Annotated in this window: 16 protein-coding genes, 1 tRNA gene and 1 riboswitch; of the genes, 3 read left to right on the top strand and 14 right to left on the bottom strand. The window is 73.9% G+C overall.

Features of this window, described 5'->3' with window-relative positions; translation table 11 throughout:
- Positions 1 to 8: 8 nt before the first annotated feature.
- The 3 genes from ACQ614_RS13615 to ACQ614_RS13625 all read right to left on the bottom strand — a co-directional run bounded on the left by ACQ614_RS13615 (position 9) and on the right by ACQ614_RS13625 (position 2,739).
- Positions 9 to 383 carry a DUF2752 domain-containing protein gene (locus ACQ614_RS13615; RefSeq protein ID WP_431683915.1) on the bottom strand — a complete coding sequence of 125 codons (375 nt, stop codon included), beginning with the start codon at positions 381 to 383 and terminating at the stop codon, positions 9 to 11.
- 83 nt (positions 384 to 466) lie between these two features.
- Positions 467 to 703, bottom strand: a complete 237-nt coding sequence (locus tag ACQ614_RS13620; protein WP_431678822.1) for a TM2 domain-containing protein — start codon at positions 701 to 703, stop codon at positions 467 to 469.
- Between the two features lie 206 nt (positions 704 to 909).
- The gene (locus ACQ614_RS13625) at positions 910 to 2,739 is read right to left on the bottom strand and encodes a DEAD/DEAH box helicase (protein WP_431683916.1); all 1,830 of its coding nucleotides are present in this window, start codon (positions 2,737 to 2,739) and stop codon (positions 910 to 912) included.
- 321 nt (positions 2,740 to 3,060) lie between these two features.
- Between ACQ614_RS13625 and ACQ614_RS13630 the strand changes: the two genes are divergently transcribed.
- Positions 3,061 to 3,498 (top strand): SsgA family sporulation/cell division regulator, encoded by a 438-nt coding sequence (locus ACQ614_RS13630; protein WP_431678823.1) that lies wholly within the window; start codon positions 3,061 to 3,063, stop codon positions 3,496 to 3,498.
- Positions 3,499 to 3,508: 10 nt separating this feature from the next.
- Here ACQ614_RS13630 and ACQ614_RS13635 read toward each other — a convergent pair whose 3' ends face one another.
- From ACQ614_RS13635 to ACQ614_RS13645, 3 genes are all read right to left on the bottom strand, one after another.
- Positions 3,509 to 6,031 carry a bifunctional lysylphosphatidylglycerol flippase/synthetase MprF gene (locus tag ACQ614_RS13635; RefSeq protein WP_431678824.1) on the bottom strand — a complete coding sequence of 841 codons (2,523 nt, stop codon included), beginning with the start codon at positions 6,029 to 6,031 and terminating at the stop codon, positions 3,509 to 3,511.
- A gap of 127 nt (positions 6,032 to 6,158) precedes the next feature.
- Positions 6,159 to 6,779, bottom strand: a complete 621-nt coding sequence (locus ACQ614_RS13640; RefSeq protein WP_431678825.1) for a class F sortase — start codon at positions 6,777 to 6,779, stop codon at positions 6,159 to 6,161.
- Between the two features lie 56 nt (positions 6,780 to 6,835).
- Positions 6,836 to 9,553 (bottom strand): phosphatidylglycerol lysyltransferase domain-containing protein, encoded by a 2,718-nt coding sequence (locus tag ACQ614_RS13645; protein WP_431678826.1) that lies wholly within the window; start codon positions 9,551 to 9,553, stop codon positions 6,836 to 6,838.
- Positions 9,554 to 9,825: 272 nt separating this feature from the next.
- Between ACQ614_RS13645 and ACQ614_RS13650 the strand changes: the two genes are divergently transcribed.
- The gene (locus ACQ614_RS13650) at positions 9,826 to 11,073 is read left to right on the top strand and encodes a hypothetical protein (RefSeq protein WP_431678827.1); all 1,248 of its coding nucleotides are present in this window, start codon (positions 9,826 to 9,828) and stop codon (positions 11,071 to 11,073) included.
- 88 nt (positions 11,074 to 11,161) lie between these two features.
- Here ACQ614_RS13650 and ACQ614_RS13655 read toward each other — a convergent pair whose 3' ends face one another.
- Positions 11,162 to 12,607, bottom strand: coding sequence for an MFS transporter (locus tag ACQ614_RS13655; protein WP_431678828.1), 1,446 nt, complete (start codon positions 12,605 to 12,607; stop codon positions 11,162 to 11,164).
- A gap of 98 nt (positions 12,608 to 12,705) precedes the next feature.
- A complete protein-coding gene (locus ACQ614_RS13660) occupies positions 12,706 to 13,020 on the bottom strand; it encodes a DMT family transporter (protein ID WP_431678829.1) in 315 nt (104 codons plus the stop codon).
- A gap of 50 nt (positions 13,021 to 13,070) precedes the next feature.
- Positions 13,071 to 13,134, bottom strand: a riboswitch (guanidine-III (ykkC-III) riboswitch).
- Between the two features lie 282 nt (positions 13,135 to 13,416).
- On the opposite strand from ACQ614_RS13660, the gene ACQ614_RS13665 reads away from it, so the two are divergent.
- Positions 13,417 to 13,491 (top strand) — tRNA-Cys (locus ACQ614_RS13665).
- A gap of 148 nt (positions 13,492 to 13,639) precedes the next feature.
- On the opposite strand, the gene ACQ614_RS13670 is transcribed toward ACQ614_RS13665, so the two are convergent.
- The 6 genes from ACQ614_RS13670 to ACQ614_RS13695 all read right to left on the bottom strand — a co-directional run bounded on the left by ACQ614_RS13670 (position 13,640) and on the right by ACQ614_RS13695 (position 21,342).
- A complete protein-coding gene (locus ACQ614_RS13670; protein ID WP_431678830.1) occupies positions 13,640 to 15,091 on the bottom strand; it encodes a WXG100 family type VII secretion target in 1,452 nt (483 codons plus the stop codon).
- Position 15,092: 1 nt separating this feature from the next.
- Positions 15,093 to 15,422 carry a hypothetical protein gene (locus ACQ614_RS13675; RefSeq protein ID WP_363487670.1) on the bottom strand — a complete coding sequence of 110 codons (330 nt, stop codon included), beginning with the start codon at positions 15,420 to 15,422 and terminating at the stop codon, positions 15,093 to 15,095.
- Between the two features lie 120 nt (positions 15,423 to 15,542).
- Positions 15,543 to 16,838, bottom strand: coding sequence for a type VII secretion-associated serine protease mycosin (mycP, locus tag ACQ614_RS13680; RefSeq protein WP_431678831.1), 1,296 nt, complete (start codon positions 16,836 to 16,838; stop codon positions 15,543 to 15,545).
- 138 nt (positions 16,839 to 16,976) lie between these two features.
- The gene (locus ACQ614_RS13685; RefSeq protein WP_431678832.1) at positions 16,977 to 19,247 is read right to left on the bottom strand and encodes a xanthine dehydrogenase family protein molybdopterin-binding subunit; all 2,271 of its coding nucleotides are present in this window, start codon (positions 19,245 to 19,247) and stop codon (positions 16,977 to 16,979) included.
- The gene (locus tag ACQ614_RS13690) at positions 19,244 to 20,479 is read right to left on the bottom strand and encodes a 2Fe-2S iron-sulfur cluster-binding protein (RefSeq protein WP_431678833.1); all 1,236 of its coding nucleotides are present in this window, start codon (positions 20,477 to 20,479) and stop codon (positions 19,244 to 19,246) included. The genes ACQ614_RS13685 and ACQ614_RS13690 overlap by 4 nt, the downstream gene beginning before the upstream one ends.
- On the bottom strand, positions 20,476 to 21,342 hold the full coding sequence (locus ACQ614_RS13695) for an FAD binding domain-containing protein (RefSeq protein ID WP_431683917.1): 867 nt from the start codon (positions 21,340 to 21,342) through the stop codon (positions 20,476 to 20,478). Before ACQ614_RS13695 ends, ACQ614_RS13690 begins: the two co-directional genes overlap by 4 nt.
- Between the last annotated feature and the right edge of the window lie 346 nt (positions 21,343 to 21,688).

The following is a 21,688-nucleotide window of genomic DNA, read 5'->3' on the forward strand; positions in this document are numbered from 1 at the left end:
CGGCGGGCTCAGAGCAGGTTGCGGCCGACCGTCCAGAGCGCGGCGGCGGCCAGCAGGGCGGCGACGGTCCGGGGCGCGAGGCGGAGCCTCCAGTGCCGGCCGGCCAGTCCGTGCCGCAGGCGCACCCCGTACCAGGCGGCCACGAAGGGGAGGGCGAGCAGCAGGGCGGCGTTGTCGTGCCAGGCCGCGAGCAGGTCGCCGTGCAGCAGGTCGTACGCCATCCTCGTGCCGCCGCAGCCGGGGCACTGAAGGCCGGTCAGGCGGCGCCAGGGGCAGAACGGGAGCAGCTGCCCGGGCAGGTGCGGGTCGCGGCCGTACAGGTACCCGGCGCCGGCGAGGCCCGCGGCGAGCAGGGCGAGCGGTGCGGCCGCCGGGTGGCGCAGGGCGGCCGGGAGACGGCCGGCGCCCCCGCCCCGGGTGCTGCTCCCGGGGCGGGGGTGCCGGTTCGGCCGGTCCGGACGCACGGTCAGGAACGCAGCTTGCGGCCCTGGGCGTCGGTGCGGGTGTCGCTGACCAGGAAGATGATGCCGTCGATCAGGGCCCAGAAGCCGAGACCGCCGCAGGTGAGCAGCTGGGCGACACCCATGCCGACGTGGCCGGTGTAGAAACGGCCGATACCGAAGCCGCCGAGGAAGATCTGCAGGAGGCCTGCGACGACCTTGGACTTGTCGGACAGCTCGGGGTTGTTGGCGGTGTACGCCACTGGGGCTCCTCGTTCGATGCAATGGCCGGCTCGCCGTACGGGACGGCGATGTCTCGGCATGTGGGACAGGCACCGGAGCTCCACCGTACGGGGGCGCCCCGACACCGGGCACGCGGAAGATTAACGGATCATACGACTGCGTGTCTCCACAGTTTCTTTGCCAAGAGGAGAGACTCCGCCCGGGGCACTCCGACCCCGAACGGATGTCAGGACGTGGCCCACTCCCGGATGCGGGCGATCCGCGCCTTCAGCTGATTGGCCGTCGCCTGCGCGGTCAGCGGCCCGCCGCACTGGCGGCGCAGCTCGTTGTGGATGGTGCCGTGCGGCTGGCTGGTGCGGTGGTGCCAGGCGGCGACCAGCGCGTTGAGCTCCTTGCGCAGCTCGCGCAGCTCCTGGTGGGTCACCACCGGCCGCTGCTCGGCGGGCAGTTCGATCAGATCCGCCTCCTCGGCCGGCTTGGCCTTGGAGCGCTGGATCTGCCGGTGCTGGCGCTTCTGCAGCAGCATCTGCACCTGGTCCGGCTCCAGCAGGCCCGGAATGCCGAGGTAGTCCTCCTCCTCCTCGCTGCCCGGGTGCGCCTGCATGCCGAACTCCATGGCGTTGTACAGCACCCGGTCGAAGACCGCGTCGCTGCCCAGCGCCTCGTAGGAGAACTCCTCGCCGCCGGTGTCCGGCCCGTCGTTGGCCTTCTCGGCCTCGGCGAGCAGCCGGTCCTCCTCGTCGAAGAGGCCCTCGCCCTCCTTCTTCGGCCGGTCGAGGACGTGGTCGCGCTGCAGCTCCATCTCGTTGGCGAAGCCCAGCAGCATCGGGATGGTCGGCAGGAAGACCGAGGCCGTCTCGCCGCGCTTGCGGGCACGCACGAAGCGGCCGACCGCCTGGGCGAAGAACAGCGGGGTGGAGATCGAGGTGGCGTACACGCCGACGCACAGCCGGGGCACGTCGACGCCCTCGGACACCATGCGCACCGCGACCATCCAGCGCGAGGTGCCGGCCGAGTAGTCGGAGATCCGCTTGGAGGCCTCGGCCTCGTCGGAGAGGACGAGGGTGACCTTCTCGCCGCTGATCTCGCGCAGCATCTTGGCGTAGGCGCGGGCCACGTTCTGGTCGGTGGCGATGACCAGGCCGCCGGCGTCCGGGATCGCCTTGCGGACCTCGCTCAGCCGCCGGTCGGCGGCCTGCAGCACGCTCGGGATCCACTCGCCCTGCGGGGAGAGCGCGGTGCGCCAGGCCTGGGCGATCAGGTCCTTGGTCATCGGCTCGCCGAGCCGGGCCTCCAGCTCGTCGCCGGCCTTGGTGCGCCAGCGCATGTTGCCGCTGTACGAGAGGAAGATCACCGGACGGACGACGTGGTCGGCGAGCGCGTGCCCGTAGCCGTAGGTGTAGTCCGCGACGGACTTGCGCAGGCCTTCGGAGTCCGGCTCGTACTGGACGAACGGGATCGGGTTGGTGTCCGACCGGAACGGCGTACCGGTCAGCGCCAGCCGCCGGGTGGCCGGCTCGAAGGCCTCGAAGCAGGCCTCGCCCCAGGACTTCGAGTCACCGGCGTGGTGGATCTCGTCCATGATCACGAGGGTCTTGCGGGCCTCGGTCCGGTTCCGGTGCAGCATCGGGTTGACCCCGACGCCCGCGTAGGTGACGACGATGCCGTGGTAGTCCTTGGAGAGCGGGCCCGAGGAGTAGGCCGGGTCCAGCCGGATGCCTATCCGGGCCGCGGCCTCCGCCCACTGCTTCTTCAGGTGCTCGGTCGGGGCGACGACCGTCACCTGCTGCACCAGGTGGTTGTGCAGCAGGTACGAGGCCAGGGTGAGGGCGAAGGTCGTCTTGCCTGCGCCCGGGGTGGCGACCGCCAGGAAGTCCCGGGGCTGCTTCTCGATGTACTTGTCCAGCGCGCCCTGCTGCCACGCCCTCAGCTTGCCGGCCGTACCCCAGGGGGCACGGCCCGGGAAGGCCGGGGACAGGTGGTGCGAGGCGTTCGACGTGCCGGCCGGGCGGACGGGCGCGTGCGGCGAGGCAACGTCGGAGAACAGCGGCGACATCGGGGAAGCGGCGGCGGTACTCACGGGCTCCGGAGGGGATCGTCGCAGGTCAGGGGCGTTTTTCTCGGCCCCGGCCGGCAGTCGGGCGGCGGTCGGACAACCAGCCCAGCCTACCGGCCCGCACCGCGTGGCCCACCCAGGCTCGACCGTCGCACGGACCGCCCGGGCGTGAGGGGGATCACAGCGCGGGGCCGGTAAGGGCGAGCCCGGGCGGCACTCCCCCACGGGTGGAACGGTCGGGCCCCGGCCGTCACAGAACCCACACACGTCACACGTTCCGCCCGCGAACTTCGGGGCAGGACGACATCGGGAGGAACCGACATGTCTGCTGCGCCCGTCCTCGTCGAGCAGGTCGTCCAGGCCCGCCTCTTCGTCACCACGCACCGCACCGCCGCACTGCGGGTCACCCTGCACTACCGGTCGGACGACCCGCTGGCCGTCCGGATGTTCTTCCCCGCCGAGTTCTCGCTGGACGGCGAGGCGCTCCCCGAGGCCCCGGCGGAGGTCGAGTGGGTCTTCGCCCGGTGGCTGCTCGCCGCCGGCCTGGACGCGCCGAGCGGCGTCGGCGACGTGCACGTCCGCCCCACGGCGGGCGGGCGGACCATGGTGGAGCTGCGCTCCGCCGAGGGCGTCGCACTGGTCCGGTTCGAGGCGGCCGACCTGCGGCGCTTCCTGTTCGAGAGCTACCTGGCCGTCCCCGAGGAGCGGGAGGCCCTGCTGCTGGACGCCGACCGGGCACTCGCCGAACTGCTCGGCTGAGCCGGCGCGCTCAGCCCGAGAGCCTGCGCATCAGCCGCACCCCCTGCCCGGGCGTCATGTGCGGCAGGTACGCCTTGCCGATCGCCCTGGTGATGGCGGGCAGTGCCGCCGGGTCCGGGTAGACCATGTACATGGGCCGGTACTCGGGCTGGAACTTCGCCTTGAAGGCCAGCAGCGACCGGAAGCCGTACACCGGCTCCAGCACCTTGCCCATCCAGTCGAGCATCCGCTGCAGCGCGGTCGGCGGCCCGCCCCGGTCCGAGCGGGCCAGCGGCGCCCCGGACAGGCTGAGGAACCGCGCGCCCTCCTCCTTGAAGCCGAGTGCGGCCGAGGCGATCAGGAACTCCATCACCCCGCGGAAGCCCTCCGCGCGGCGGCGCATGAAGTCCAGCGTCCAGCCGACCGGCTGCCCGCCCTCGTAGACCGGCATCCAGCTGGTCAGCCCGTGCACCGTGCGGTCGCCGTCCACCGCGACGAGCATCCGCACCGCCGGGTCGTCGAGCTCGGCCAGGCCGCCGAGGGTGAAGCCCATCTCCGGCAGCCCCTTGTCGGAGACCCACTCCTCCGAGATGGAGCGGATCTGGTCGCGGATGCCGATCGGCGCCTCCCGGTACGTCCACCACTCGGCGGTGATGCCCTGCTTGCCGGCCTTGTTCAGGGAGGTCCTGATGTCCTGCCACTTCTTGCCGGTGAAGGCCAGGTCGGGCAGCGGCACCACGGTGTCCTCGGCGACCTGCAGGGAGCGCCAGCCGAGCCGGTCGGCGGCGTGCCGCGCGTCCGCGGTGACGCTGTAGAAGCACGGCGTCCAGCCGCGGGTGTCGCAGTACCGGGCGAAGCCGGCGACCGCCCGCCGCCGGGCCTCCGGCTCGCCGAACGGGTCCCCGGTGGTGAGCGCCACGGTGGCGATCACCCGGTACGGCACGGCGGCCCTGCCCTCCTCGTCGAACCAGTAGTGGTTGCCGTCCCAGGTGGAGATGAAGGAGATCGTGGATCCGCCGTACTCGGTGAGCAGCGCGCGGGCCCGGGCCGCGGCCTCGGCGTCCACGTGCACCACCGGCCGCCGGAAGGCCACCAGCAGTGCGGTCAGCGCCACCGCCCAGAACACCGGGCCGACCGCGATCTCCAGCGCCTGCGCGCCGCCGCCCGCGGCGATCGGCCGGTCGGGCAGCAGTTCCTCGTAGGCGGGCGGCAGCAGCTCGGCCGGCAGCCCGGCGGCCAGGCCCGCGGCGGAGGCGTCCGGCTCGTACTGCGACCGCAGCAGCATCCCGATGCCCACGTACGCGCCGCAGCAGACCAGCAGCGCGACGCCCACCACCGCGGCCAGCCGGTTCCGCACCCGGGGGGCCGTCCGCTGGTCGAAGCTGCGCCGGGTCACCACCTGCAGCACCAGCATCGCCACCGGCAGCAGCAGCGCCTCCCCGATCAGCTCGAAGAGCAGGCCGGTGCCGCCGTCCTCGGCGAAGTCGTCGTAGTTGATCGCCAGCAGCCACCACAGCACGCCGACCCAGGCCAGCTCGGTGACCACGGTGATCCACCAGGCGAGCCGCAGGCCGCGGCGCAGCCCCTCGGCGAGGACGAGCAGCAGGACGGGCACCAGGGCGGCCATCAGCCGGCCGGGCGAGTCGAAGAACCGGACGTCCGAATGGGCGCGGGCACAGGCCCGTGCGGACTCCGCGCACGCGGCGGCGACCTCGGCGCCCGAGGGGACGTGCGAGAAGTAGAGGTCGGCGAGGGTGTTGAAGGGGCCGATGGCGTCCCGGTAGAGGGAGGCGACCAGCGGTCCGATCGCGGTGGCGGCGAGGGTGAGCGCGACCAGCACCCGGGTCTCGGTGTGCGAGGCGCGGTGCGGGCGGCCGCGGTGCCGGTGCATCAGGGCGCCCGCGGCCAGCCCGGCCAGCGTGGCGGCGACCCGCTGGACGCCCTGCAGGTGCCCGACGTAGAGCATCAGCACCAGCGGGACGAGCACCGTGACCAGGCGCAGCCGGCGCCGCCAGAGCGCGGTGAGCCGGTAGCTGACGACGGCGGCGAGGGCGAACAGGCCGATGGTCGGGCCGACGGCGATCTGGTCCTGGATCTGCTTCGTCCAGCCGAGGTCGGCGGCGACGCCGAGCCGGACGGCGGCGGTGCCGAGCAGGGTGCCGGCGATCTGGCCGCCGAGCAGCACGGCGCCGGTGAGCGCGGTGCCGAGCCGCAGTTCGGCGAACGGCCCGAGCAGGGCCAGCAGCAGGCTGGTCACCACGTAGGAGCCGATGCCGGAGCACCAGAACAGCGAGGTGACGGGTGTCCACCAGTGGCCGTCGGCCAGGCTGGGGATGCCGACGCCGACGTCCGGCAGGAGGGTGTCGGAGGGCCCGGTGCCGAGGCTGCCGGTGGCCGCGCCGACCGCCCAGAGGGCGGCGAGCAGGGCGAGGGTGAGCGGTGCGCGGCGCAGTCGGGCGAGGGCGGCGGTGGCGAGCCGCAAGGCGCGGCTGCCGTGCTCGGGCTGCGGGTGCAGGGGTGCGGTATCGGTGGCGGGGGCTGTGGGTTCGGTCATGCGATCAGTCCCGTCTGCCGGGCCGGCCCGCGGCCCCGGGCGGTCTGCAGGTGGCGGCGGGTCCGGTCGAACGGGCTCCACGAGGCGGGGCTGCAGTCCATCGGGCTCCTGTCGGCCGCGGGTCGGGTCAGGCGGCGCGGACGAGGTGGGCGTAGACGACGACGTTGCCGTCGTAGCCGTCCCGGTGGGTGAAGCCGCCGCCGCAGGTGATCAGCCGCAGCTGGGCGTTGGGGGCGGCGGCGTAGACCTTGCGGTCGGGGAAGTCCTTCTTGGGGTAGACCTCGACGCCGTCGACGGCGAACCAGGCGGTGCTGCGGTCGGCGCGGACGACCTCCACCTGGTCGCCGCGGTGGAGCGTGCCGAGCCGGTAGAAGACCGCGGGGCCGCTGCCGGTGTCGACGTGGCCGGCCAGGACGGCGGTGCCGCTCTCGCCGGGTGCGGTGCCTGCGGCGTACCAGCCGGCCAGGTTGTCGTCGTCCTCGGGCGGCGGCTCCAGGCTGCCGTCGGCGTCGAGGGCGAGGCCGGTGACGGGGGCGTCCACGCCCGCGGCGCGGATGCGGACGCGGGTGGGCGCGGACCTGGGCATCGGCGGGGCGACGACGATCGGCGCGCCGAGCGCGTCGACGCCCTGTCCGGCGGTGGGCAGCGGCGGCAGGATGCGGCCGCCGTGCAGCATCCAGGCGCCGAGCACCAGCGCGGCGGCGGCCGCCAGCGTGCCCGGCCAGGGGCTCCTGTGCTGTCCGCCCACCCGTGCTCCCGTCCGGTCGGGTCCGCGGTCCGCGGTCCGTCTCAAGTGAAGGGCTGTCAGCCGCCCGGGGCATCCGCCACTGCCCCGCCCAGGTGAGCCTCCGGTCGGCGGCGGCGGACGGCGGGCAGCCGGGGGCGGGTGAGGAAGCCCTCGGCGAGCGCGTTGGCGAAGCCGATCGCGAAGAGCTCGGTGGACTTCTCGTAGAGCATGTAGCGGGGATGCCACTCGGGCCGGTACTTGGCGTTGGCCCGGTAGAGGGACTCCAGCTGCCACCAGCGGGAGAAGAACCGCAGCACCGCGCGCCACAGCCGGAGCACCGGCCCGGCGCCGAGCCGGGCGCCCTCCTCGAAGACGGCCCGGAACATCGCGAAGTTCAGCGAGACCCGGACGACCGGCAGTTCGCCGGCGGCGCCGCGCAGCAGCAGCTCGGTGACCATGAACTCGACCAGGCCGTTGTCGGACTCCCGGTCACGGCGCATCAGGTCGAGGGAGAGCCCGCGCTCGCCCCAGGGCACGAAGCTGAGCAGGGCGCAGGTGCGGTCGTTCTCGTCCCGGCACTCGATCATCAGGCAGTCGCCGTCGGCCGGGTCGCCGAGCCGGCCGAGCGCCATCGAGAAGCCGCGTTCGGTGCGGCCGTGCCGCCAGGCGTCGGCGAGCCGGACGAGGTCGGCCATCTGTTCGGGGGGCACGTCCCGGTGGTAGCGGGCGACCGCCCGGTAGCCGGCCTTCCGGACCCGGCCGTGCGCCTGCCGCAGCGGGCGCATGGTGCGGCCCTCCAGGGTGAAGCCCGCCGTCTCGACCACGGCCTCGTCGCCGAACTCCAGGGCGCGCAGCCCAGCCACCCGGGTGTAGGTGGTGGCGGCGGCCTCCCCGGCGCCGGTGACGGCCGGAATCCAGCCCTGTTCGCGCAACTGGCGGTGCCACACCTCGATCGCCTGCGGCCAGGCCTCGGGGTCGCCGATCGGGTCGCCGGAGGCGAGGGCGACGCCGTTGACGACGCGGTGCAGCACGGCGGCCTTGCCGGACGGCGACCAGCAGACCGCCTTGTCGCGGCGGAGCGCGAAGTAGCCGAGCGAGTCGCGGGCGCCGTGCCGGGCCAGCAGTTCGCGCAGCCGCCGCTCGTCGTCGGGCTGCTGCTCGACGCGCCCGCGCGGGGAGCGGAACAGCACCCGCAGCGCGACCAGCAGCAGGGCCGCGCCGAGCAGGTTGATCCCCAGGTCCACCCAGCCGGGCACGTCGACGTCGGCGACCTGGACGACCCCGGAGAGGGTGAGCAGGCGCAGCAGCACGTACAGCGAGGCGTCGCCCCAGTCGGGCGGGGTGCCGGGGTAGGTGGCGCGGACGACGGCGGCGCCGAGCACGGTGAGCAGGGCGCCGCCGGCCACCAGGACGACGGCGGCCAGCAGCACGTTGCCTCGGGTGCCGCGGGCGGTGAAGACGGGCCGGCCGATCAGCAGGGCCGCGAGCAGGGCGACGGTGATCAGGGCGGAGATCCAGTTGAAGGGGTGTTCGCGGTAGTCGGGGTAGGCGAGCGCGAGGGCGAAGAGCGCGGTGTACAGCGCGACCAGGACGGTGGTGACGATCCAGGCGGCCCGCTTGCGGCGGCGCAGCATGACGGCGAGCAGCCCGGCGAAGAGTGCGCCGGTGAAGCCGGAGGCGACCAGGACGGGGGTGAAGAAGTCGCCCCGGTTGGCCCGTTGGACCTGTTGGCGGAACGGCTCGATCATCCCGGCGACCAGGTTGAGCAGGGCGACCACCCGGACGTACCACTCGGCGCCGGTGGCGAAGCGGCGGCGCCAGGCGGGCACCGGCGGCTCCGGGCGGCGTTCGGGGGCGGGTGCGGGGGGCTTCGCCGGTGCCGGGCGGCGGGGCTGCGCGGCGGCCGGGGACGCCTCGGGCGCGGGGCGGGGGGTGGGCGGGGCGGCGGAAGGTGTGTCGGCGGGCGCGGGTCCGGTCGTGGGTCCGGCGGTGGGTCCGGCGGTGGGTTCGGCGGTGGCCGGTTCCACGGCGGGCGTTTCCACGACGGCGGGTTCGGCGGCGTCGGGGGCGCCGGCCAGCACGTTGTAGAAGGAGGTCCTGGCTTCGACGATCCGCCGGTGGATGCGGTTCTCGCGCCGCTCGGCGCGGGCCATCCGCTTGGGGCGGGTACGGTAGCGCCAGCGCGCCCACGGGCTCTGCGGGCGGGCCAGCCGGACCGCGCCGACCATCGCCAGCGGCGGCAGCATCACCCCGAGCAGGCCGGTCCAGATCTTGCCCTTGAACAGGGTGATCGCGACCAGGACCAGCAGCACCCCGGCGCCGACCAGCTGTCCGGGCGTCAGGTGGGAGCTGAAGCCGCCGAGCGGCAGCTCGCCGAGCAGCAGCAGGGCGATGACCACTACCACCAGGATCACCGCGTCGACGGACTTGCGGCCCTCCTCGCTCCAGTAGACGTCCTGCAGGTGGAGCACGAGGGCGAACTCGTCGAGGACCAGGCCTGCGCCGATCCCGAAGCCGACGGCGAGCACGTTCCACAGCTGCCCGCCGTCGCCGCGGACGGTGAACGCGCCCACCCCGCAGATCAGCAGCAGCGCCTGGCCGAACACCACGTGGTGGATGTGCAGGCCGCCGGGGGTGACGTTGCCGGGCCACCAACTGGTGCCGCGCCGGATCATCCGGACGCTGAAGCGGATGAACAGGAAGGAGGCCAGCAGCCCCACCAGCAGCAGGAACAGCGGCTCCCGCCCGGTGTCGACGATCCGCTCCCGGTACGCGTCGAGCAGCGACTGCCACATGGCGTACGGGACCTCCGGGCGTCGGTGCGGGGACGGCTCCCCACCATCTGACGACGGCTCAGCCGGGCCCCGCCACCGGGCGACCCGGTGCGATGGTCCGAACGGGCGAGCGTTTCGGCCGACCCCGCCGGGTCCGTTCCGCGTTCCCCGGCGCAGCGGCTCCGACGTGCCATGCTGTGGGCCGCACCCCACCCCGGACCGTCGATCCGACTGTCGGACTGTCAGCCCACGCGGTCCCGCTGCGAACAGACACTCCCCGAACGGAGACGACCATGGACGCTCTCTCCCGCAGGACACTCCTGGCCGGCGGCGCCGCCACCGCAGCCGCCCTCGCCGCCGGCTGCGCGGGCAAGCGCTCCGACGGCGGCGAACAGGCGGCGCCTCCCGTCCGGGCCTCGGGAGCAGCCGGCTCGGACATCCCCAAGCCGCCCGCATCGCTGATCGGCGACGGGTCGACCTCCGACTCGGGCCCGCAGCCGCACCAGCCGGAGGCCGTGCCACTGGAGCTCGGCCAGCGCCCCCCGCAGTTCGTGGTGTTCTCCTGGGACGGCGCCGGCGAGCTCGACAACGGGCTGTTCAGCCGCTTCCGCAAGCTCGCCCGGGACCACGACGCCCGGATGACGTTCTTCCTCAGCGGCATCTACACCCTCCCCGAGTCCAAGCGGGAGCTGTACCGGCCGCCGCAGCACCCGGTCGGCGCCTCCGACATCGGCTACCTGAGCGACGACCACATCCGGGAGACCGTCCGTCAGGTCGGCGAGGCCTGGCTGGAGGGCCACGAGATCGGCACCCACTTCAACGGCCACTTCTGCGGCCCCACCGGCGGCGGCCGCTGGTCGCCCGAGGACTGGGACAGCGAGATCCAGCAGGCCATGGACTTCGTCATGAACTGGCGGACCAACACCGGCTTCACCGACCTGCCCGCACTGCCCTTCGACTACCGCAAGGAGCTGATCGGCGGCCGCACCCCCTGTCTGGAGGGCCAGCGCGGGCTGCTCCCGACCGCCGCCAAGCGCGGCTGGAAGTACGACAGCAGCGGCCCCGGCGGCCTCCAGGTGTGGCCGCAGAAGTTCCAGGGCGGGGCGCTGTGGGACCTCCCTCTGCAGTCCGTCCCGTTCCCCGGGCACAGCTTCCAGGTGCTGTCGATGGACTACAACATCATGTACAACCAGTCCGGCAGCAGCACCAAGGGCGACTCCGGGCAGTACGGCGCCTGGCAGAACCAGGCCCGGGACTCCTACCTCGCCGGCTTCGAGCGCGCGTACAACACCAACCGGGCCCCGCTGGTCATCGGCAACCACTTCGAGCAGTGGAACGGCGGCATCTACATGAACGCCGTCGAGGAGGCCCTCAAGGCGATCGCGGGCAAGCCCGAGGTGCGGCTGGTGTCCTTCCGGCAGCTGGTCGAGTGGCTGGAGGCCCAGGACCCGGCAGTGCTGCGCAAGCTGCAGTCGCTCGGCCCCGGCGAGTCCCCGTCCGGCGGCTGGCAGTCCTTCCTCGGCGGCCCCGCCGGCTCCTGAGGCCCGGCTTCGGGCAGCCGATCAGGGGCGCGTGGGGGCACCCCCCACGCGCCCCTTGTGTGCCACCCATGACCTGCGAAGACGCGCGCTAGGCGGCAGCCTTGCGGCCTGTCGACGTCCGGCCGGACACCAGGGCGCCCAGCAGTGCCACACCGGTCATCACCAGGAAGATCGCCGCGAACGCGCCGGCCGGGGCCGAGGCGTCCTGGGCGGCGGCCGCCGAGCCGCCGCCCAGGCCCGCGAACAGCACGCCGGCCAGGCCGATCAGCAGCACGTTGCCCAGCGCGTCGCTCAGCTGGACCGCCGCCGAGTTGGCGCCGGTGTCCTCCGGCGCCGACAGCTTCATCATCAGCACGCTGATGCTCGCCACCGCCAGGCCCATGCCGACACCGCCGACCGCCCAGGCCACCGCCGCCGCCCAGGCCGGCACCGCCGGCACCAGCACCAGCGCGGCACCCGAGATCGCCACCGCGGTCAGCACGAAGCCCGCCCGGATCAGCGCCTCCCGGTGCCGGTCCGCCCAGGACCGCCCCTGCAGCCAGGAACCGAGTGCCCAGGACAGGCCGCCGCTGGTCAGGGTCAGACCGGCCAGGGTCGGCGACAGGTGGCGCTGGGTCACCATCATCAGCGGCACGAACGCCTCCGCCGCGAAGAACGCACCCGCCGCGACCCCGCGCAGCAGGATCACCGTCGGCAGCCCGCGGGCCGCCCGCAGCGTGCCCGGCGGCAGCAGCCGCACCACGGCCGGCAGCAGCAGCGCCGCACCCACCGCGGCCGGCACCAGGCCCACCACGTCCAGGCGCTGGCCCGCGTACTGGAGCAGCCCGGCGCCGAGCGCAGCCAGCGCCGCGCACCACGTCCGGCGCCGGTCGAAGGGGGCGGGGCGCAGCGGCGGCTGGGCCCGCTCGGCCCGGCGCAGCGCCGGGCCCATCACCAGCAGCGGCAGCACGATCAGCGCCGGCACCGCCAGGAACACCCAGCGCCAGCCGAGGTGCTGGGTCACCGCGCCGGCGACCAGCGGCCCGACGATCGAGGGCAGCACCCAGGCCGCCGAGAACGCCGCGAACACCGAGGGCCGCAGCCGCTCCGGGAAGGCCCGCCCGACCACCACGTACAACGCGACGATGACGAGGCCGCCGCCCAGGCCCTGGATCGCCCGGCCCGCGACGAACGGCCACATGCCGACCGCGGTGCCCGCCACCACCAGGCCCGTCCCGAAGACGGCTATGCCGGTGAACAGCGGCGCCAGCGGCCCGCGGCGGTCGCACCACTGGCCGGACACCACCAGGGCGAACAGCGTGGTGGTGAAGTATCCGGAGAAGGCGAAGGCGTACAGCCCCAGGCCGTCCAGCTGGCGGGCGGCGACCGGCATGGCCGTGTTCACCGCCGTCGCCTCGAAGGCCAGCAGCAGGACCACCGAGACGATCCCCAGGGTCAGCGCCCGGTAGGGGCCGCTCATCACGCCGCCGGCGGAGTCGGCGTCGGGCACGGGGGCAGCGCGGTCGACCGGGGTCGATGAGGAGGTGGTGGCCATGCCTGCCATCGTAAGGCGCTCACGACCGTGTGACTCCTGACCCGGAGGAGGTGATCGTCTCCGCCCTCCGGTGTAGGACCTCCGCCGGCCCCCGCGGCTCAGTGCAGCACCTTCAGCCCGAGCACCCCGCCGAGGATCAGCAGCAGGCAGGACACCCGGGCCGCCGTCAGCGCGTCGCCCAGCACCGTCATCCCGTACAGCGCCGTGCCGACCGCACCGATGCCCACCCAGACGGCGTAGCCCGTCCCCAGCGGGATGCTCCGCAGCGCGAAGGCGAGACCGCCCATCGAGAGCGCCAGCGCCACGGCGAACACCACGGTCGGCAGCGGGCGCGAGAACCCCTTGGTCGCCTCCAGCGCCACCGCCCAGACGGTCTCCAGCACACCCGCGACGATCAACACCAGCCAGGCCACGACGGCACCTCCGCAGTAAGGGGCGGCAGCTCTTCCGCTGCCGCCGCAGTACCGCGCCGTCTTGTCCTGCCGGGTACGACGCACCTCGTCCGGGGCGCAGGTCCGCGCCTCCCACCGAACGTAACACAGGACGACACACGGAATTCATACTCGAATATTGACGCACCCCCGCCCGCACCCCATAAGATGAATTCACCAGCACGGCGGGGGCCCGAAAAGGGGCCGCCACCACGACAGTGACGACAGGAGTCGGCCATGAACAGGAAGACGGCGGCGATCGCAGCGCCCCGCACCTGTGCCGCCCGTTGTCCCGGCTGTCGCTGTTCCTGCTGCGCCTGACGCGCGCACCGCTCCACCCCTCTCATGACGGGCCCGCACGGGCATCTCCGTCACCCCGGCCGTGTGCCCGAGTGGTTCAGGGAGCCGCCTGCAAAGCGGTTTACGTGGGTTCAATTCCCGCCACGGCCTCCATTTCCGCGCCACCGGACGGCGAATTCCGCCGCCCGGCGGTGCGGCATTTCCTTTTCCGCCCGAGGGGATTTCCCGAATTCCCTGCGCGCATGGAAACGGCGCGGGCCGACCCGGTTGTCCGGGCCGGCCCGCGCCGTCGGCCTGCAGGTCAGTCGATGACCGGCGGGTTGGCCGAGCCGCCGCGCCAGGTCTCCTCGTCCTCGACCAGGTAGTCGGGGCGCTGGCCGTTGTTCTTGTCCTTCTTCTTGCCGGCTGCGGCGTTGCCGCCGTGGAAGCCGCCGCCGGGGGCACCGCCCTGCCCGGCCCGGCCCTTGCCGATGCCGGAGCCGCCCTCGGTGAACGTGCGGCCGCCGGTGCCGCCCTTGGCGCCGCCGATCACACCGCCGCCGCGACGGACCAGACCGCTGCCGCCCTTGCCGCCGGCACCCTTGCCGCCGGCTCCGGCCGCGCCCGCACCGGGCATGCCGCCCATGCCGGGCATCCCCGGCCGGCCGGCGCCTCCACCGGTACCGGCACCGCCCGCGCCGCCGCCGGTCCGACCGCCGGCACCGCCGCCGGGGCCCGTGGCACCGCCGCGACCGGCGCCGCCGGTCGTGCCGCCGCGGCCGGGCAGCGCACCACCGCCGAGGCCGCCCGGGATCATACCTCCGCCGCCGATGCTGCCACCGCCGCCGAGGTTGCCGCCGCCGAGACCACCGCCACCGCCGGGGCTCGTGGGCAGCGTGCCGGTGCCGCCACCGCCGGGGGTCGGGTGCGTCCCGACCGGCGGCAGGCTGTCGATGTTGGTGCTCGGCGGGTTGACCGGGCCGGTCGGAATCCCCGGCGTGCTGCCGGGCGGCAGGTCGCCCGGCAGCGGGGTCGGGATCGCCGGCGTGTGCGGGATCTGCTGCTTCGGCCCCTGCGGGTCGACCTGCCCCGGCTTGTCCGACCGGTCGTCCGGCACGCCGTTCGGGTACTTCGGCGGCACGGGCGGCGGGCAGACGGTGTTCGGCGGGACGGGGTTCTCCGGCTCCGGCGGGAACGGCCGCTCCGGCTCGTGGATGTTCCCGGTCTGCGGCGGGCGCATGTAGCTGGCGGCCTGCGTGTACTGCGGGGCCAGGTGCTCCATGACGCCGATGGCGTACTGGTGGGAGATCTCGGTCGCGGACAGCTCGCCGTAGTTCTTGTTGACCGCGCTGATCCGGTCCATGCCGCCCGCCAGGTCGGCCTTGAACTGGGCGTCGGAGCGGTCGAAGCCGTCACCGACCAGCTTCACCCCGCGATCGAAGGTGCTGGGCACCTTGATCTGCGCCATGGTCTCCTTGGCCTGCTGCAGCGCCTGACCGGCGTACTTCATGGCGGCGGACGTGTTCTGGGCGTGGGCTGCCGTGTTGGTCATGCTGGACTGCAGGAGGGTCGCCCGCTTGGTGAAGCCGTCAGCGGCAGCGCCCTCCCAGTTCGCCGTGGCGTGCTGAACGGCGCGCTGCAGGTCGGTGATCGCCTGCTCCAGCTCCTTCTGGACGTTGGTCCAGTGCTGGCTGACCTCGTGGACGCGCTCCGGCCGGGAGTGCTCGATCATCCGCTTGAGCGGGATCAGGTCCTCGTGTTCGAACTTGCTCATGTCACGCTCCCCCGGACTGGATCGACTTCGTCGAGGCGACGAACTCGTCCTCGCGCGTCCGGTACGCGGTGGTGACCGCGTGCGTCTTGTCCCCGAAGTCGTTGATCAGCGAGTCGAGTTCCTGGATGTGCTGGCTCAGGAACTGCTGCATCTGCGAGTGTGCGGCGAAGAGCTTCTTCGCCTCGTCGAAGTTCGCGCCGAAGTCGTCGCTGACGAGGACCGTGTTGTACTTCGCCTTGTTGCCACACTCGCTCAGGCCCTGCTGCAGGGCCCGCAGGCGCTTCACGACGGCTTCCAGCTCGCCGGTGTTGACGCGGTATCCGTCGGCCATGTCACTCCTCCCCCTGGAGTCCGTACTTCCCCGTTGTTGCTGCACCCCGTCGTCAACGGGGCTTGACGCCCTGACAGGGCATCCGATCGTATCGCTTCTAGGCCGTGTACTGACACACTGTCACCGCGGCGGATTACCGCCCTGGTACGGGTTCTGGTACGGCTGCTGCTGGGGGTAACCGGGAGGCGGGGGCTGCGTCCCGTAGGGCTGCTGGGCCGGCGGCCAGCCGGGTGCGGCACCGTAGGGCGCGGGGCCCTGCGGCGGCACCGGGCCGTTCGGCGGCCTGCGGCGGCTGCGGGTGGCCACGACGACCACGATCACGAAGAGGACCACCAGGACGGCCGCGCCGGCGACCAAGTGCAGCGGAGTGATGCCGGAGGACTTGGTCACCGGCTTCGGCACCACCGCCCCGGGCGAAGCGGCACCGGGCGCGGCCGCACCCTCGGGCTTGGTCAGCGGCCCCTCCGGGCTGCTGACCGGGATGTCCATGGTGAGCGCTTCGTAAGGCCGGATGACGCCGTAGCCGAAACGCAGGTCGGGGAGCTTGGCGCCGTCGGACGAAACCGGAAGGGCCGCCGACTTGACCAGTCGGTTGGCGACCTGGCCTGCCGTGAGATCGGGGAACTTGGCGCGGACGAGTGCAGCCGCAGCAGACACGTAGGCGGTGGCATCGGAGGTACCGCTGGCAAGGCAGTACTGGCTCGTCCCGCACTTACCGGCGCTCACGATCTCCGCGCCGGGTGCCGCGAGTCGGATCTCGGGCCCGGAGTTGGACTTCGCCCACACCTCAAGGGACTTGTCCACCGCCGCAACGGCGAGCACCCCGGGAAGGTTCGCCGGATTCGCCACCGCGCCGGAGGTGTTGCCCGCACCGGCCACGACCAGCACGTCGTGCTGGTAGGCGTAGGCGACCGCGCCGTCCATCTCGCTGTTGGTGATCGTGGCTGCCTGGGAGATGTTGATGACCTTGGCGCCGTGGTCGACGGCCCACCGGATGCCCTGCGGAATCACGTCGAGGCCGCTGGCGTCACCCTTGTAGACGGGCAGGATCTTCACACCGGGTGCCAGCCCCACGACACCGGCGGAGCCTCCGTGGCCGTGCCCGGCGATCAGGCTGGCCATGCCCGTGCCGTGCGAATCCGTCGGCTTCGTGTTGAGGTTCTTGCCGCTCTCGTCGTACCCCGGCAGGACCTGGCCGGTGAGGTCGGGGTGGGTGGCGTCGACGCCGCTGTCGATGACGGCGACGGTCACGCCCTCGCCCTTGGTGACCGACCAGACCTTCTCGAGCTGGAAGTACTGGTTGGCCCACTGGCCGTCCCGCACCTGGTCCGCGGCCGCCCCCGGGGCGGCCGTCAGCAGCAGTGCACCTGCCAATGTCGTGGCGCCAAGCGCGCGCATGGCCCTGGTCAGCGTCATCACTACCCCGTCAGTCGTCTGCTGCTGCCCGTACGTTGTCGTCACGCCCCCGTGATCACAGGGCGCTTCGATCGTATCGTCTGTCCGGCGTGTACTGACTCTCCCTCAACCCCAGCGCGCCCCTCGGGCGACGGTGCGTCAGCCGGTGACGGTGGCGTCCTCGGGGAGGATCGGGAGGCGGCCGACGGGCATGCCGGTGGCGGCGCGGACGGCCGCGGCGACCGCGGCGGGGGCGACGACCGCGGGGACGCCGCTCACCGCCTTGGCACCGAAGGGCGCGACCACGTCGCGTTCCTCGAGCAGCAAGGCGATCCGGATATCGGGGGTGTCGAGCGCGGTGGGCAGCCGGTAGCCGGTGAGGGAGGCGTTGGCGAGCCGGCCGCCCTCGGTGCGGAGGTTCTCCATCAGGGCGAGGCCGATGCCCTGGGCGACGGCGCCCTCGATGCGGTCCTCGATCTGGCGGGGGTTCAGCGCCCGGCCGACGTCCTGGGCGACGGTGACGTCGACCACCCGGACGGCGCCGAGTTCGATGTCGACGTCGACGACGGCCCGCATCGCGCAGAACGCGATGGAGACGAAGGCGTCGCCGTGCCCGTTCTCGTCCAGCGGCTCGGTGGGGTGCGGGCGGCACTGGGCGGTGGCCCAGAGCTCCTTGCCCTCCAGGGCCTCGGCGACGGGCATGCCCAGCACGCCGTCGTACGAGGTGATCTTGCCGTCGGCGATGGAGAGCAGTTCGACCGACATGCCGAAGTTGGCGGCGATCGGCTGCAGCAGCTGGTGGCGGACCATCAGCGCGGCCTTCTCCACGGCGCCGCCGGACACCCAGGTGTGCCGGCCGCGGGCGGACGGGCCGGCCGGCGACTGGTCGCTGTCGACCGGGGCGACGTAGACCTCGGAGACGCCGAGCACGCTCTGCACGATCTGCCGGGCGAGCGTGGCGAAGCCCTGGCCCGCGTCGACGGCGGCGCAGATCACGGTGGCGTGGTCGCCGCTGACCCGGACGGTGGCGGTGGAGACCTCGTCCTCGCCCTCGGCGCCGAGCATGTGCACCATGCCGACGGCGTAGCCGATGCCGCGGCGCACCGCGGCCGGGTCGCCGGCGCCGCCGGGCCCGCCGGGGAGCAGCCACTCGGCCTCCGGGTCGTCGACCGGGAGGGCGGGCAGCGGGAGTTCGGTGACGGCGTCGAGCAGGGCCTCGACCGGGGCCGGGCAGGTGACGGCCTGGCCGGTGGGCAGCGGGTCGCCGGTGGCCATGGCGTTGCGGCGGCGGATCTCCAGCGGCTCGACGCCGACCTGCTTGGCCAGCTGGTCGAGCTGGGACTCGTAGGCGAAGCAGGTCTGCAGGGCGCCCTCGCCGCGCATCCGGCCGGCCGGCGGGTTGTTGGTGCGCACGGCCCAGGCGTCGACGAAGACGTTGGGGCAGTTGTAGGGGCCGACGGCGAAGGCCGTCGCGGCGGCGAGCGCCTCGGCGGAGACGTCGGCGTAGGCGCCGCCGTCGAGCAGGATCTGCGCCTCGACCTTGACCAGCTTGCCCTCGGCGTCGGCGTGGTGGCGGTAGCGGAGCAGGGCGGGGTGCCGGGAGGTGTGGGTGTGGAAGGACTCCTCGCGGGTGAGGGTCATCTTCACGGGGCGGCCGGTGCGCAGCGCCAGGAGGGCGAGCAGGACCTGGAAGGAGAGCGCCTCGCGGTCGGTGGCGGCGCCGGGGACGCCGGTGACGACGGTGCGGACCCGGTCGGGGTCGAGGCCGAGGCAGGCGGCGGTGCGGTCGCGGTCGCCGTGCGGGTCGGTGGTGGAGAGGTGGAGTTCGACGCCGCCGTCGGGGCGGGGCACGGCGAGGCCGGCCTCGGCGCCGATGGGGGCCGGGTCCTGCCGGCCGACCTGGTAGAGGCCCTCGACGACGAACTCGCCGACGGCCTCCGGGTCGCCGGTGCGCAGCGGGAGGTGCCGGAAGAGGTTGCCGTCGGGGTGCAGCGGCGCGGCGTTGAAGGCGGCCTCGGGGTCGGTGACGGCCTCCAGCAGCTCGTACTCGACGGTGATGAGCGAGGCGGCGAGCCGGGCAGTGTCGGGGGTCTCGGCGGCGACGGCGGCGATGGGCTCGCCGTGGTGGCGGACGACCTCCCCGGCGAGGACCGGGCGGTCGCCGGGGGCCGGGCAGGAGGCCAGGTCGGTGGCGGTGACGACGGCGTGCACGCCGGGCAGGGCGAGTGCGGCGGAGGTGTCGACCGAGGCGATCTTGGCGTGGGCGTGCGGGGAGCGCAGGACGGCGCCCCAGAGCAGTCCCTCGGCCCACAGGTCGGCGGCGTAGGGGTAGATGCCGAGGGCCTTGGGGAGGGCGTCGGTGCGCAGCGGGGAGCTGCCGAGACCGAACGGTTCGGGCGCCGGGGCCTCCTGCTCGGTGGGGGCGGTCATGCGTTCTCGTCCTCGGGGAGCCTGATGCCGTGGGCGGGGGTGGTGCCGTCGTACGCGGGCCGGACGGCGTAGCCGGCGGGGTCGTAGCCGGCGGCGGGCTCGTAGACCGGGGCGTCGTAGCCGGGAGCGGCCTCGTAGCCGGCGCCGCCGACGTAGACCTGGCCGGTCTCGTAGCCGCTCTCGTAGACGGGGGCGCCGTCGTAGCCGGCCGTGTCGTGCACGGGGGTGCCGTGCGGCGGGGTCGCGCCGAACGGGGCGGCCTCGTAGGGGGTGCCGTGCGCGGGCGTCGGGATGTACGGGGTGCCGTGCGCGGGCGTGGCGTCCTGGGCCGGTCCGTCGTGGGCGGTGCCGTGGGCCGGGGTGGCCTCGTAGCGCCCGGTGTCGTACGGGGCGGGCTCGTGGCCGGGCGGGCCGGCCGGGGCGGGCACGTGGCCGAGGTAGCCCCCGGGGGGCTGCGGCGGCTGGTAGTAGCCGGTGTCGTAGCCGTCGGCCGGGCCTGCGGCCGGGTGGGCCGCGGGAGCCTGGGCCTGGTGGGCGGCGGCGTACTGGTCGGCCTCGACCCAGAGCTCGGAGTCGGCGTAGAGCGGGAGCTCGCCGGCGAGCGGCAGGTCGGCGGCGGACTGCTGGCCGGCGGGCCGGGGCTGCTCGGCGGGTGCGGCGGCGGCCGCGGCCTCGGCCTGCTCGGCCGCGGCCTGTTCGGCGGCGGTGAGCTCGGCCTCGAGTTCGGCCTCGCGGGCCTGGGCGACGGTCTGCACGGCGGCGAGCACGCCGCGGTAGCCGGTGCACCGGCAGAGGTTGCCGCACAGGGCCTGGCGGGCCTCGACGTCGGTGGGCCGGTGGTTGCGCTGCAGCAGGTCGTGGACGGCCATGGCGAGGCCGGGGGTGCAGTAGCCGCACTGGACGGCGCCGGACTCGGCGAGGGCCTGCTGGACGTCGCTGGCGGTGCCGGCGCCGGAGAGTCCCTCGACGGTGGCGATCTCGCTGTCGGCGGCGAGCGCGGCGGGCACCAGGCAGCCGGCGACGAGCTGGCCGTCGACCTGGACGGTACAGGCGCCGCACTCGCCCTGCTCGCAGCCGTCCTTGGCGCCGGCCAGGCCGAGCCGCTCGCGGAGCACGTAGAGCAGGCTCTCGCCGATCCACGCGTCGTTGACCGGCCGTTCGAAGCCGTTGACCCGGAGCGTGTACGAGGTGCAGGGCCGCACGTCGCCGAGGCCGTTGAGTTCGTCCGTCACTTCAGCGCCCTTCCCAGTGCCCGGCGGGCCAGCACAGCCACGGTACGCCGCTGGCGGACCAGGGTGGCCCTCGCCCCCTCGTTCGCCCCCTCCAGGGCGGCGTCGGGGACGCAGGCGCCGGCGGCGTACTCGCCGAAGGCGGCGAGCGCCGCGGGGTCGATCGGCTGGGCGCCGTCCTCCCCGCGGGCGTCCCAGTCGATGCAGCCGGCGACCCAGGCCTCGGCCTCGTGCGGCCGCAGCGGCACGGGGGCGACCGCGCCGACGGCGCAGCGCACGGCGCGCCGGGCGGGGTCGAGGACGACGGCGACGGAGGCGGCGGCGCGGGCCGGGCCGCTGCGGCCGCCGGCCTTGAGGAAGACCTGGGGGGCGTGCAGCAGCGGGACGCGCACCCAGGTGAGGAGTTCGCCGGGGCGCAGCGGGTCGAGGCCGGTGAGCAGGTGGGTGATCGGGACGTCGCGGCTGCCGCCGGCCCGGGCGAGGGTGGCGGTGGCGTCGAGGACGGCGAGCACGGGGAGGGTGTCGCCGGCGGCCGCGGCGGTGGCGATGTTGCCGCCGAGGGTGCCGACGTTGCGGATCTGCGGGGGGCCCGCGGTGCGGGCGGCGTCGGCGAGGGCGGGGATGAGCGCGGCGAAGTCGGGGCGGTCCATCCGGGCGTGGGTGAGTCCGGCGCCGAGTACGGCGGTGCCGCCGTCCTCGTAGCGCCAGCCGCGCAGTTCGGTGATCCGGCCGAGGCCGATCAGGGCGGCGGGGCGCAGCCGGCCTGCGTTGACCGCCTCCATGAGGTCGGTCGCGCCGGCCACCGGGACGGCTCCCGGGGTCGCGGCCAGCGCTTCGACGGCCTCGTCGACCGAGGCCGGCAGCATGATCGTCCGGTTCACCAGGATTCCACCGTGCTCCACTTGCTCATCAACTGCCCTGCCCTCCCCACCGGCAGTGCGGCCTGGCCCGTAGGGTACGGGCGATCGGGCCGGGTTGGGCAACTCTGGCACACAATGCCGGATGATCACTTGCCGGGTGCTGCGGGGGCGAGAGCAATACCGGACGAATCAGGCCACAAAACGAACCGAAGCGGAACCCTTCTGCGCGGATGTTCATCGGATGTTGACCTGTCGCGGCATCAGGGGCGACCCGTCCGCCGCACCGTCGACGCCGCCCCGGGGCCGCCGGGGCGTGTCCCCCGACGGCGTGCGGGTGCTCCGCAAGGGGGCG

It is taken from the genome of Kitasatospora dryopteridis, assembly GCF_050749075.1.
Taxonomy (GTDB): Bacteria; Actinomycetota; Actinomycetes; order Streptomycetales; family Streptomycetaceae; genus Kitasatospora.